Annotated in this window: 4 protein-coding genes; all 4 read left to right on the top strand. The window is 56.7% G+C overall.

Features of this window, described 5'->3' with window-relative positions; genetic code table 11:
- Positions 1-34 precede the first annotated feature (34 nt).
- The 4 genes from leuS to HMPREF9166_RS04795 all read left to right on the top strand — a co-directional run bounded on the left by leuS (position 35) and on the right by HMPREF9166_RS04795 (position 14,900).
- Complete coding sequence (gene leuS, locus HMPREF9166_RS04810) at positions 35-2,506, top strand: leucine--tRNA ligase (protein ID WP_009442934.1); 2,472 nt, start codon at positions 35-37, stop codon at positions 2,504-2,506.
- 51 nt (positions 2,507-2,557) lie between these two features.
- Complete coding sequence (locus tag HMPREF9166_RS04805; protein WP_009442933.1) at positions 2,558-3,706, top strand: HD-GYP domain-containing protein; 1,149 nt, start codon at positions 2,558-2,560, stop codon at positions 3,704-3,706.
- 126 nt (positions 3,707-3,832) lie between these two features.
- Entirely contained in the window at positions 3,833-4,210 is a 378-nt protein-coding gene (locus HMPREF9166_RS04800; RefSeq protein ID WP_009442931.1) for a hypothetical protein, read from the top strand.
- A gap of 223 nt (positions 4,211-4,433) precedes the next feature.
- Positions 4,434-14,900 (top strand): autotransporter outer membrane beta-barrel domain-containing protein, encoded by a 10,467-nt coding sequence (locus HMPREF9166_RS04795; RefSeq protein ID WP_175279228.1) that lies wholly within the window; start codon positions 4,434-4,436, stop codon positions 14,898-14,900.
- The last annotated feature ends 130 nt before the right edge of the window (positions 14,901-15,030 follow it).

Here is a 15,030-nt window from a genome sequence, read left to right as displayed (position 1 = left end):
ATGGCATTTGATATTTGGGAGGAGCTCGAGTAGAGTGGAGAGATATTGTCCGCAGGAGATTGAAGCAAAGTGGCAGAAGATCTGGGAGACGGAGCACAGCTGCCACACGGAGATGGATGCGACGAAACCGAAGTACTACGCGCTTGAGATGTTTCCGTATCCGTCGGGAAAACTTCACATGGGGCATGTCCGCAACTACTCGATCGGCGATGTGATTGCGCGCTTCCGCACGATGGAGGGGTACAACGTCCTGCACCCGATGGGGTTTGACTCCTTCGGCATGCCCGCCGAGAATGCAGCGATCAAGAACAAGGTGCATCCGGCGGAGTGGACGTATGCGAACATCGCGAACATGGAGAAGCAGCAGCGTGCGCTTGGGCTTGCCTACGACTGGGACCGCGAGGTCATCACCTGCCGTGAGGACTACTACCGCTGGACACAGTGGCTGTTCGAGCTGTTCTACAAGAAAGGCCTTGCCTACAAGAAAAAAGCATCCGTGAACTGGTGCGATACCTGCGGCACGGTGCTCGCGAACGAGCAGGTCGAGGACGGCAAGTGCTGGCGCTGCAAGTCCGAGGTGAACAAGAAGGATCTCGCACAGTGGTTCTTCAAGATCACGGACTATGCCGATGAGCTCCTCGCCGATCTCGACAAACTCCCGGGCTGGCCCGAGCGCGTCAAGACGATGCAGGCCAACTGGATCGGACGCAGCGAGGGCCTTGAGTTCCGCCTGCCTGCGCCCGCGCTCGATGCGGAGATTCCCGTCTACACGACGCGTCCCGACACCGTGTTCGGCATGACCTTTGTCGCGCTCGCACCCGAGCATCCTCTCGTAGAGAAGATCTGCGCCGTCAGCGACAAGGCAGAGGAGATCCGTGCGTTCTGTGCGCGCGTCAAAAAGCAGTCCGATATTGAGCGCTCCTCGAGCGAGTCGGAAAAAGAGGGCATTTTCACAGGGATTACCTGCACGAATCCGTTCAACGGGGAGCAGGTCGAGATCTGGGTCACGAACTACGTCCTCTTTGAGTACGGCACGGGCGCGGTCATGGCCGTCCCGTCGGAGGATCAGCGCGACTGGATGTTCGCGGAGAAATACGGCATCCGCAAGATCCTCACGATCCGCCCGAAGGACGGAGAGCTGTGTCTCGAGGACATGACAGCGGCATATACCGAAAAGGAAGGCATCCTCATCAACTCCGGCAAGTTCACGGGGATGGAGATGCACGCGGCGATGCAGGCGATCATGGATGAGGCGGAGGCACAGGGATACGGCAAACGCCGCGTCAACTACCGCCTGCGCGACTGGCTCATCTCACGCCAGCGCTACTGGGGTGCGCCGATCCCCATCATCAACTGCCCGAAATGCGGCGAGGTACTCGTCCCGGAGGCAGAGCTGCCCGTGCGTCTCCCCGAGGATGTCTCATTCGAGCAGGGAGCAGTCTCGCCGCTCTCGTCGAGCGAGCACTTCCTCCGCTGCAAATGTCCCAAGTGCGGCGGCGATGCGACGCGCGAGACGGATACGATGGACACGTTTATCTGCTCCTCGTGGTACTACTACCGCTATACGGATCCGAAGAACACGGAGCGTCCCTTTGACCGCGGCAAGGTGAACTACTGGGCTCCCGTCGATCAGTACATCGGCGGCATCGAGCACGCGATCCTGCATCTCCTCTATGCACGCTTCTTCACGAAGGTACTGCGTGACGCAGGGATGCTCGACTTCGACGAGCCGTTCACGAACCTCCTCACGCAGGGCATGGTCATCAAGGACGGCGCGAAGATGTCGAAGTCGCTCGGCAACGTTGTCTCGCCCGAGGAGATCATCGACCGCTACGGAGCGGATACGGCACGGCTCTTCATCCTCTTTGCCGCGCCCGTGGACCGTGACCTCGACTGGAGCGATCAGGGCGTCGAGGGGGCGTACCGCTTCCTCGGGCGCGTGTGGCGTATCCTCGGACAGTTCGCAGAGACGATCAAGGGCGCGCCTGCGTCCTACGATGCAGCAACGCTCAGCACAGAGGAGACGGAGCTGCGCCGCGTGCTCCACGCGACCATCAAGAAGGTCACGGAGGACGTGCGCGACCGCTTCATGTTCAACACGGCGATCTCCTCCATCATGGAGCTGGTCAATGCGCTCTACGCATTTCAGGACAAGGAGCTCACGCCGGGGCTCGCGCGTGAGACGGCGAGCGCACTCGTGCGGATGCTCGCGCCGTTTGCACCGCACATCACGGCGGAGTTGTGGGCACAGCTCTTCGGCGGGAACGTTCACGCAGAGACGTGGCCACAGTACGACGCGGCGGCACTCGTGCAGGATGAGGTAGAGATCGTCCTGCAGATCAACGGCAAGGTGCGCGACCGCGTCAAGGTCGCCACGGGACTTGACCGTGCGGCGCTGGAGCAGCTCGCAGCGGAGCTGCCGCGTGCGAAGGAACTCACGGCGGGCAAGACCATCGTCAAGGTTGTCTGTGTCCCCGGCAAGCTGGTCAATATTGTTGTGAAGTAAGGTGTAACGTCAGGGAAAAGTAACATCATAAGATAAGGGAGAGAGAACATTATGCTGAAAGCGTTTGCAGTACGAAGCCTGCTGCCGGAGATGCTGATTGGCCGTACGGTTTATGATGGTGACAGCGAGAACGTACTCGTCGAGGGCGGCACGGTACTGGACAAAGAGACGATCAAGCTGCTCAAGAAAAAGGGCATCGCCTCTGTCTATGTCGATGAGGACAGCATTATCGTTGCCGTTCAGAAGGAAAAGGCAGTCAAGGCGGAAAAGGCAGCCGTTATCGGCAGTGGTCCCGCTCCCGAGCGCGAGATCAAACTGGACAGCAAATACGAAGAGGACTATCGCTACGTCTACGGCGAGATGGAGAAACTCTTTGCCGAGGCAGCAGAGACCGGAAAGCTCAACATGAGCATCCTGCAGGACGTGATGTCGAGCGGCCGTCTGCGCGACCTCTACAAGGAGGGAGCAACGGCCGTCTCCATGATGTACAGCATGAATCAGGGGGGCAACTACAACCTGCATCACTGCGTACATCTCGCCATCCTCGGTGGGCTTATGGCGAAGTGGATGGGCCTCGTGGGCATCGACCGTCAGAACATGGTGCTGGCAGGGCTTTTCCTTGATATCGGGAAGCAGATGATTCCGAAGGATCTGCTTGAGAAGAAGGGCCTCCTGACCGAGGAGGAATTCGACATCCTGAAGAATCACGTTGTTGAGAGCTTCAAAATCGTGGAGAACAGTGAGCTCGAGGGACGTACCGACCTCATGAACGGCATCATCCAGCATCATGAGCGCGACGATGGCACGGGTTATCCCTCGGGGCTGAAGGGGGATGCGATCACGACCTTCGGCAAGGTGCTCGCCATCCTCGACTGCTACGATGCGATGGCATCCAGCCGCAGCTACGCGGCGAAGCGTTCCCCGTTCGAGGTGTTCAAGGTACTCTATGCCGACGTACTGGACGGAAAGCTTGACTCGGAGTACGCCGTTCTCTTCATGCGCAAGATGAATGCCGCACTCAACGGCTGCTGGCTCCGTCTCTCGGACGGTTCAGCAGGACGCATCGTCTACGTCGACGAGTCACGCGTCACGGCGATGCCGGTCATCCAGCTCTCAGATGGCGGCTTCATCGACCTCAATACCGTCAAGGATCTCACCGTTGTCGAGATCATGACGGCGGCAGATGTCAGCAAACTCTAAACGAATCATCATTGTGCATCACTGATAAAGAAGCCGTTCGATATGGACGGCTTCTTTCGTTTGACGTAACAGCCTGAAAACTTTATAATAAAAATAAAGAAAAAGCGACGAAGAAAGGACACACGGATGGCATTCATCAGCGATAAACTCAGTGATGAGGAAATGGAAGCAATCGCGATGAGCGAACCTGCGATCCGAGAAGCGATACAAGCAGAGAGGATCTTTATGGGCAACCCGGACGATTACTTCCGCTACGTCAGCCGGCAGATCGCACTGATGGACTATCGCTCCGGGATGCAGGGAGCTGTAGAAGAAGGGATAAGGCGAGGGATAGCGCAAGGACGTCGTGAGGGACGAGCTGAGGGGCGTCATCTAGGCATCACGCATATAGCGATGAATATGCTGCGTGCCGGAACACCGCTTTCGACAGTGGCGCAGATGGTGGAACTTCCGGAGGCAGTTATTCGAAAAATGTCGGAGGAACATGGGCTTCAAGTTTCCTAATTGGGAAGGGCGCCATAAGCGATCTGCCCGATAGGAAGACGGAGGGGGTGTTGCATGAAGTTTTTTAGCTTCATGCAACACCCCTTTTTTATGGGGAAGAAACGTGCGAAATTACGTTCACATAAGAATACGGCAAATGAAATGACACGAGTCATAAGATCATATTGACACGAGATGAGAGGAAGAGTATAGTTAGGATTATAGTACTATAGGATAGCTACAGTTGGAACGGAATAACATGGAGGGGATTGTCATGTTAAAGGCATGGAAAAACAAACGACAGCTGTCACTTCTCATTGCGTTCGCTCTGTCCGCGGGGGTGGGGGTGGGGCAGCTGTTTTTTAATCACGCACATGCGGCAGACGTGACGGGTGGGGATGTGCTCATTGATGGCACGCTGGTACATCCGATTCCCGCTGCGCCTGTGGCAGGCAATAAACACGATATTCCGGCAGCGACGGATAATCGCAATGTAACGGGGAATACGCTGACGGTCGATGGAGCTGTGATCAGCTCTACAAATGCTTATGGCGGTTATACCACAGGCGGTGGCGATGTAACAGAGAACAAAATCTTCTTTAAAAATGGAGCCATGGTCATGTGGGCATGGACTTATGGCGGCTATACGACGGGAAACGGTAAAGCGATAAACAATACAATTACGCTGAGTGGAACACATGGGGCTGCCGGTAGTAATTTACAACTTTTGGGAGGATATAGTGCCGGCGGTGGGGATGCGCGCACGGGAAATACACTGCGTGTAACAACCAGCAATAATACCGCCTATAGCATCGAGAACTTTGAAAAACTGCGCTTTGACATCGGGTCGAATGCAATCCATACAGGAGATACTCTTCTGACGATCACAACGCTCGGCGCGTCAGGCACACAGACCTTTGACTGGTCTGAGATCAAGGCAGAGGGAATTGACGCATGGAAAGCGTCCAGCAGCAGCTTGTACAGCGGCTCAAAGCATCTGATTGCCTATAAGGGACCAGCTGTGACACTCACCAACTATCACCCGACAGGAATCGTATCAGGTGATTTCGAGTACGGATTTAGTTCAAATACAACAACACCAAATGCCTCAACGGTGAGTGCTACAGAAATCTATTTTGAGGGAAATCGATTTCAGCATGCTGACGTGACATATAGTCCGACGAATCCTTCCACAACACTGGCAATATGGGGAGGGGCATCGAAATTTCAAACTCCGACAAAGCATAATAAAATAACAGTTGATCATTTTTATGTTGCGCTTGGTGCGGGCGGCTCGGGGCGTGTTTATGGTGGATATTCGCAGGGGAGCGGCGACTCGACGGACAATGAAGTCTTTTTCATTGGTACTGGCTCCGCTGTTGATGGCCGTGTTTATGGCGGATGGTCTAATGGAGGAGATGCTGTTAGAAATACGATTACGCTGGATGGTGCTGGAGATGGCTCGCATTATAGCTTCCTATATGGTGGATTTAGCAACAAGCCAGGTGCCGAAGTAACTGCAGGAAATCTCCTTCGTGTGAAAAAGACGCTCAACTATGCACACTCTCTCAATAATTTTGAGAAGATGGAGTTTGAACTGAGCTCCCATGTTGCATCCGGTAATACAATGCTCTATGTTGCGGCTCCCAGTCAGAGCTTTAAGTGGGGGAACATCAAGGTGACGGGCGCAGCAGACTGGCTGTCTGGGGCTACGGAATCGAAACGTGTGATTCTTTATCATGGGCCTGTCAATGTGACACTAACTGATTATAACCTTGCCACAAATCGTACAAATTCTGGAGACTTTGAGTATGGATTGACAACGGATACAACGAGCACAGGTTCTACAGTTACCGCCAAAGAAATATATTTTGATGGAAATCAATTCCAGCATGGGAACGTAACACAGCAGACGAACGGATCAGGAAAAATCTACGGCGGAACGTCAACCTTGGGGAACACAACGTACAAGAATACGTTGACGCTTGATGGCAGTGTATGGAATGGAAATGCCTATGGTGGTTTTACGCAGTCGTTTGAGGATGGGGACTCCACAGATAATACGGTAATCATTAAGAATAACGCAATGGCTATGTGGGGGTGGACATACGGCGGCTATGTAGCCGGCAATGGTAACGCAATCAATAACACCATCGTATTAAGCGGGACACATCCTGCCTCTGGCAGTAATCTGCAGCTTTTGGGCGGCTTTAGCGCAGGGGGCGGTGATGCACGTACCGGAAATGAATTGCAAGTAACGACAAGCAATAATACGGCATACAGCATTGAAAATTTTGAGAAGATGCAATTCAAGCTTGGTTCGTCAATCAATTCGGGGGATACCTTGTTGACGGTAACCACACTGGGAGCAAGTGGGGTGCAAACGTTTGATTGGCATAACGTTCGCATGAAAGAACTGCAAGCATGGGCAACCGCCCTTGCTGCGAACAATATCTACACGCCAACGCTTACGCTTTACCATGGACCTGGACTTACACTCACTAACTATGCGCCGACCATCGTTGGCGCCCGTGGTGATTATGAGTTTGGGAAACGCGCGAACGGCACACTCTCCGGAACGACAATGACAGGTGCCACTGATCTCACACTTGACGGCAATCGCTTCCAGAATGCCACGAACACCCCGACAACGTGGGCAGCAGATGTTCATGCAGGCATCTCGACCTACGGCAATACAACGAATCACAACATACTCAACGTCAACATAGGGTTGACTAATGTACGTGCAGGCTATACAAACGCACAAAATGGCGGCTCGGACTTCAACACGCTGAACCTCAAGACGGGTGGCAGTGTCACAAACGGCTATGCGGGCTACACGGAGGGAAAGAATCTGCTGCTTCATCCGACGGATGAAAATGATCCGACGGCAGTAGACACCACCAAAAACGCCGATGCGAAGAAAAATACGGTTAACATTCAGGGCGGTACGCTGAATGCGGGCGGCAAGCTCTACGGCGGATACATTGCGCCGAATGCGGCACTCACGCCGCCGAACAACGTCTCGGCGGGCAATGTCACGGGCAACACCATTAACATCGAAAACGGAACATTCGGCGGCAGTACCGAAATCTACGGCGGCTATACGAACGGCACGGGCAAGGCGACGGGCAACACCGTCAACCTTGGCAAGAGTGACGGCACGTTTAACGCGCCCACTTTGAGTAATGCCTTTATCTACGGCGGCGCATCGAGCGGCTCTGCAACCGATGTCATGACGGACAACACGCTGAACGTCAACACGCAGAACATCACGGCACGCGGCGTTCAGAACTTCGGCAAGACCAAGTTCAACCTCAACAGCACCACCGTTGTCAACCATCCGACACCGAACACGCTCCTTACCATCGGCGGCGGTGCGACTACAGGCCTTGACTGGGCAGGGGTCGAAGTGAACCCCGGCAGCACCACCTTTACGCCGAGCACGTACAACGAGCACCTCTTTACGGCGATGCACAACAGCTCCGGCATCACATTCAGCAATTATGCGCCGTATGGAGCCAAGGAAAAGATCGTCGGAGATAAAGAATACACCATCGACACGGCGAACCATTCGGCGAGCGCACAGGATGTCTACATCAACGGCTATCAGTTCCGCAATCACACGGCGGCGTACAGCGAGGCGACGGCTCATACCGACGCATGGGCAGGGCGCACAGCGAGCGGACAGACCGTCACAAACAACAAGCTGACCTTCACAGGGAATGCAACGAACGCCTACGGCGGATTGGTCGCAAACAAAAAGCACAACAGCGACGGCACGTATCAGACGGCGGGTTCTGCAACAAAGAACACACTCGATGTCACGGGCGGCACACTTGCCAATGCCTACGGCGCAAAAGTCACGGCAAAGAACGGCAGTGCCGATGAGAACAACGTCAATATTGCGCGCTCTGTCACGGGCTCCGTCTACGGTGCGGAACTCACGGGGACGGGCACCGGTGACGCGACTAAGAGCATCGTCAAGATCACTGCCGGAACTGTCGGCGGCGATGTCTATGGCGGCAAGGTCGCGGGAACGGGCGCAGCGACGGGGCATACCATCAACCTGTATGGCGGCGCTGTCACAGGCAGCGTCTACGGCGGACACACCGCATCGGGTGCCACCACAGGCAACACCGTAAACCTCGGCAGCGGCACCACAAACAGTGTCACCACCGTCACGGGTACCATCTCCGGCGGCAACGGGGCGGCAGATACCGATAACGTCCTAAATGTCAACACCAACGCCACAGCGGGCAACATCTCCGATTTCAGTATGGTGAACTTCAACTTCAACAGCACCTTCAATCAGGCAAATCCCATGCTGAACCTCACGGGCGGGGCTGTAACCACCATCGGCTGGAACAAATTCAAGCATACGGGAAGTGCACCGAGCGGGACATCTGTCCTCATGCAGAATATGACGGGCATTAGCATTCCGGACTACATCCGTGCGAAGGAAATTTCCTCCACGGGGACGAACGAATACACCATTGACACCGACACCGGCACGGGGACGGCAAAGCAGATCCTCTTCGGCGGGTACCAGTTCAAGGATGCCAATACCACCCCGACGACCAGTGACACCGCGAAGGATGTCTGGGCGGGACGCTCCGTCATCGGCAACACCACTACCAAGAACATCCTCACCATCAACGGCACGAACCATCGTGATGCCTACGGCGGCTGGACGGCGGGCACGGGCACGACCGCTGCGGCAAAGGACGACAGCACCGTCAACACCGTCAACCTCAAAGCGGGCTCCGTACGCAACATCTACGGCGGCTTTACCTCCGTGCAAAGCGGCAACGCAACGGGCAACAACGTGAATATCTCGGGCGGCAGTGTCACCGGCGCAGGCAACAACGGCAACGTCTACGGCGGGTATCTTTCCCATGCGTCTGCAACCGGCAGTGCCACGGGCAACATCATCACCATCACGGGCGGCTCGATGAAGAACGTCTACGGTGGATGGACGGCAGGGACGGGAGCCACCACAGGCAACACCGTCAACCTCGGCAGTGCGGCGGATGCCGTCGCCTCGGGTACCACCATTGGCACCATCTACGGCGGCAACAAGTCGGCTGCGGCGGACAACACCCTCAACGTCTACGACAGCGTCACGGCGGGCAACATTGCAAACTTCGACCAGATCAACTTTAAGGCGACGAGCAGTCATATCACGGTGGGGGATACCCTCCTGACGCTCAATGACGGAAATGCCACGAACCTTGACTGGAACAAACTCCACGTCGACAACCTCGACAGCCTGAATGCCAGTGCCACGAGCGATCGCATCCTGACACTCATGCACAACGGCAGCAACATCAACTTCAGCCACTACAGTACGCAGGGTACGCGCGGGCGCATCCATACGAACGACTACGAGGCGGACATCACGACCGACGGCAACAGTGCCACAACGCAGAACGTCTACCTCAAGGGCTACCGCTTCCAGAACAACACAGCGAACCATGCGGGCGGTGCGGCAACCGAGGCATGGGGCGGACGTTCCATCATCGGCAACAAGGTGCTGAACAACAAGCTGACCCTCACGGGCGGCAGCACCTCCCTTGTTGCACGCGGCGGCATGGTTGAAAACACCGAGCGGGATTCCTACGGCAACTACAAGACCACGGGCGATGCCGAAAAGAACAAACTCTTCCTGAACACCGGAGCACAGACGGCAAACGCCTATGGCGCAGAGGTCAAAACCAAAGCGGGCAGCGCGGCTGAAAACGAGGCGAACCTTGCGGGCGGCAGTGTCGGTGGCAGCCTCTATGGCGCAGCACTTACGGCAGCAGGCGCGACCGGAAACGTTACGAAGAGCAAAGTCACCCTGACCGGCGGCTCCGTCACAGGCAACGTCTATGGTGGACACACCGTTGGAACGGGCTCTGTTACGGGCAGTGACATTCTCCTCGGCGGCGGCTCTGTCGGCGGTGATGTCTACGGCGGCTTTACGAACGGCTCGGGCGCAACGACCGGCAACACCGTAAGCCTTGGCAACGGTACCAACAGCAGCGTCACCAATGTCACGGGCACCATCTACGGCGGCAACCAGAGTGCGGATACGGGCAACACGCTGAACGTCAACACCAACGCGACAGCGGGCAACATCAAGAACTTCGAGAACCTGAAGTTCAACATCAACAGCAGTGCGCTGAACGCCGCGAACCCCATGCTGACCCTCAATGCAGGTACGGCAACGAACAACCTCGACTGGGGCAAGCTCACCGTCGATGCGACGAACTTCAACAGCCCGATCAGCACCTACGAGGCGTATAACCTGACCCTCATGCGGAACTTGAACGGCATCAACTTCACGAAGAACAGCGTCAATACCTACAGTGCAAACGGAGGCATTAAGAGCGTCAACAGCGGGAACTTCGAGTTCAGCATCGACACGCTCGGCTCCTTGGTCAACACCACCGAAGTGCGTGCGGCAGGGTACCAGTACAAGAACCGTACGAGCGCAGCCTACAGCGCGGGCGATGGCACCCACAACGCAGCATGGGCAGGACGCACCGCCGTCGGCAACAAGGTCGAGAACAACAAGCTCACCGTGACGGGCGGCACGATTAACGCAACAGCGTACGGCGGCCTTGTGGAGAACCACAAGCTCGACGCACACGGCAACCCGCTCCCGACGGGCGACGCGGAAAAGAACACCGTCGTCGTCTCGGGCGGCAACGTCGCCAACGCCTACGGTGCCGAAGTACGCACCAAGAACGGCAATGCCACAGAGAACACCGCTGAGATCACGAATGGCAACGTCGGCTCCGTCTACGGTGCATCCCTTGCGGCTGCAAATGCAGCAGGCACAGCAGACAAGAGCAAAGTCACCATCGCGGGTGGTACGGTCAATGGCTCTGTCTACGGCGGACATATCGCGAACGCTGCGGCGACGGGTCAGATCACGCACAGCGAAGTAAACATCGCGGGCGGCAGTGTCGGCGGCACCGTCTACGGCGGCTACAACAGCGGCAGTGGGGATGCCACGGGGGCAATCGTCAACATTACGGGCGGAACCCTCCACGACGTCTACGGCGGTCATGCAAACGGCACGGGCAAGAGCACGGGCAACACCGTCAACCTTGGCACGGCAACGACCGCATTTACCGCAACGAGCGTCGGCACCGTCTACGGCGGCAATAAGACCGGTGCTGCCGGCATCGCAGGGAACACCCTCAACGTCAACAGCCGAAATGCGCGTGCTGTGGATGTCAAGAACTTCGAGAACGTCAACTTCGACGTGGCGCACAACGTCAGCCATGGGGATACCATGCTCACGCTCACAAGCGGTGCGGGAACTGTCATTGACTGGTCGAAGATGAAACTCAAGAACCTTGACACCATCACGGCAAGCCCTACGACGAATCGTATCCTCACCCTCCTGAACAGCACGAGCAACGTCACCTTTACGAACTACGATGCGGCACGCGCGCGGAATGCAAAGACAGAGGGCGATTATGAGTATGTTTTGAATACAGACAACAAAACAGCGCAGGATAAACTCGTCAATGTCACAGGCTACCGCTTCGCGAACAACCATCCGACCTACAGCGCGGGCTCTGACCCCGAGGCGTGGGGCGGACGCAGCAAAATTGGCAACAAAGTCGAAAAGAACGTGCTCAAGGTGACGGGCGGCACGCTCACCACGGCGGCCTACGGCGGCATTGCACAGAACCTTGAGGCGGGCGACGGCGTAGACGGCTACAAGAAGACGGGCGACGCGGCAGAGAACAAACTCATTCTCGAAGGCGGCACGGTCAATCACGGCTATGGCGCAGATGTCCGCACCGAGGCAGGAAACGCCACCAAGAATATCATTGATCTCAAGGGTGCAAGCGTGACGCACGACCTCAAGGGCGGTGCACTGACCCACGCCTCCGCAAGTGGTGCAGCCACGGGCAACACCGTCAACCTCCTCAGCGGCAGCGTTGGGGGAAGTGTCTATGGCGGCTTTGCCAACCATAACGGTACGACCACGGGCAACACCATCGCCATCGGAGACGGCACGAACAACGCCGCCGTCACCGTCATGGGTGATCTCGTCGGCGGCAACAAGGCAGCCACGGGCAACATCCTTGACATCAAGAGCAAGGGCGCACAGGTCGGCAGCCTCAGGAACTTCGGCACGATCAAGTTCAACCTTGGGCCGAGCGTTGTTGACGGGGATACCGTCCTCACCCTGAATCGGGATACCACACTCACCTACAGCACCATCGAGAAGCCGACGGGCACGACGGTCTCCGCATGGCTCGGCAACGTCATGGAAAAGAACGTTCACCTCTTCCAGATGACAGCGGGCAAAACCCTCACACTGAATGGCTACACCCCTGCAACGGGCAGCGAGCGTTCGGGCGATGTCGAATACAGCCTCGTCACCAACAACAACCAGGCGGCAACCACCGGCGGCAGTCTTGACCTCTCGGCGTACAAGTGGCAGAATGCGAACGTCGAAGTAAACAGCGGCGCATATGCCAACGTCTTTGGCGGCAAGACTGTCTACCAAACGGACGGCAAAACCTTGCACAACAAGCTCACCCTCAAAGCGGGCGCAAGCGTCACCAATGCCATCGGCGGCGACACACAGACCGCAAACGGCACGGCAGAGGAGAACACCCTCAAGGTCGAAGCCGGAACAGCAACGAATGCCTACGGTGCCAAGACTAAGCACGGCAAGGCATACAAGAACCATGCCATCGCTGCAGGCGGCACGGTTACCAACCTCGTCGGTGCCAAGAGCACCGACGGCACAGCCGAAAAGAATGATGCGCTCATCAGCGGCGGCAGCGTAACGAACGCCTACGGTGCAGAAACCCTTGTGGGTGATGCCGCCGAAAACAGCGCCGTCATCACTGCGGGCAGCGTTACGGGCAGTCTCAAGGGCGCACAGAGCGCCGGTAAGGCTCTTAAGAACACCGTCGAGATCAAGGGAGGCGCCATCAGCGGGGCCAAGGTCATGGGTGCGGAAGCAGCCAGCAATGCCGAGAAGAATGTCGTCACCATCACCAATACCCCCACATCAAGCGCCGCAACGGAAATCGTTGGCGGACGCTCCACAGGCGGCGATGCCATCGAGAACGTCGTGAACGTCAACGCGAACATCACAGGAAACGTCTACGGTGGACGCGCTCATAACGCATCCCTGCGCAACACCGTCAACATTGCCGATGGTGCTACCGTACACGGCAACGTCTATGGCGGAGCATGCGTCACCGCCGACGGCAATGCCGTGAACATCGGGCGCGGTTCCACCGTTACGGGCGATGTCATCGCGGGCAACGCCACGGGCTCCAACAGCAACAACATCATCAACCTCACGGGATCGCGCGTCAACGGTACGGTCAAGGGCGGCAACGGCGGCGTAAACGACCGTGACAACACCCTTGCCATCCACCATGATACGGCATACCCGACATCGTATATTAACGACTTTACGGGCATCAAGAAACTCCACTTCTACCTCAGCGAGGGCATCGAAACCAACAACCCGACCCTCCTGCAGCTTGGTGTAACCAGTAAGAGCCTTGCCAACGTCGACGTGGGACTTGGTGTCCATGGACGCGCACGCGCGCTCAAGGTCAACGATGTTATCAGCCTCATGAAGGTCGGATCGAGCGGTACGCTCAGCGATATCCCGACCGACAACAAGGTCACGGGTATGCAGGGCGTATCTCTGCTCTATGAATTTGCGTTCCAAAAGCGCAATACGGATGAGCTCATTGCCACCGTCACAAAGGCGGCGATCAGCGATCAGACCAAATCCTTCGTCGAGACCAGAGCCGCCGCCACCGACTTTATCAACCGCGGCGCGAACCTCCTCGCAGGATCCGGCATCGCCTCGGCAAAGAAAGAGGCGGCCGCAGGCGTGCAGGACAAAGAAGTGCACGGCTACCATCTCTGGGCGGCAATGGATCAGGGAAGCGTCGACACAGAGACCGGCTCCTATGCCGAGACGAAGGGGTACAACCTCAGCCTTGGCTGGGCACGCGAGCTGAAAGGAAAATCTGCGACACTCACCTTTACCCCGTTTGTCGAATACGGCAAGGGCAAATACGACTCCTACCTCGACGACGGCACCCATGGCAGCGGAAATATCAGCTATCTCGGTGCCGGCATCATGGGACGCATGGAGACTGTGAAGGGGCTGTGGGCAGAGGCAGCACTGCACGGCGGCAAGACGCGCAGCGACTACAGCGGCTCCGTCTATACGGGCAGCACCTCGCACTACGACAGTTCGAACGCCTACTATGCGGCACATCTTGGCATCGGCAAGGAGGTCAAGACCAACGACAAGGATAAACTGAACACCTATCTGCGCTACTTCTGGTCGTATCAGTCGGGCATGCAGGCAGGAATCTCCTCGACCGGCTCAAGTATGAGCACCGACGACTACGACTTCAGCGCGGTGAACTCGAATCGTGTGCGTCTTGGCTTTACGTATACGCACAAGGACAGCGCAAAGAGCGAAGTCTATGCGGGGCTCGCGTGGGAGTATGAGCTCAGCGGCAAAGCGGGCGCATCGTATCAGGGCTTTGATGCCCCGAGTCCGTCGCTGCGCGGCGGGAGTGCGATGATCGAGGCGGGCTACCGCTTCGCACCGCAGGGCAGCCGCTTCTCGTACGATCTGCACTTCACGGGTTGGCAGGGCAAGCGTCACGGCTATACCGGCGGCGCTCATGTGAACTGGGCGTTCTAAGAGATACAATGTTTTTAGGGGGTTGCTGCATTATATGCGGCAACTCCTTTTTTTATGAGACAGCGGAGCTTTTTCGTTCCGCACTATTTTCATCACACGTTGAATGCGATATAATGACAGAATGATTTTT

Origin of the sequence: Selenomonas sp. oral taxon 149 str. 67H29BP (assembly GCF_000146365.1) — a bacterium.
Classification (GTDB): Bacteria; Bacillota; Negativicutes; order Selenomonadales; family Selenomonadaceae; genus Centipeda; species Centipeda felix.
Note: the sequence above shows the minus strand (reverse complement) of the source record. Positions and strands in the feature narration are given on the sequence as shown.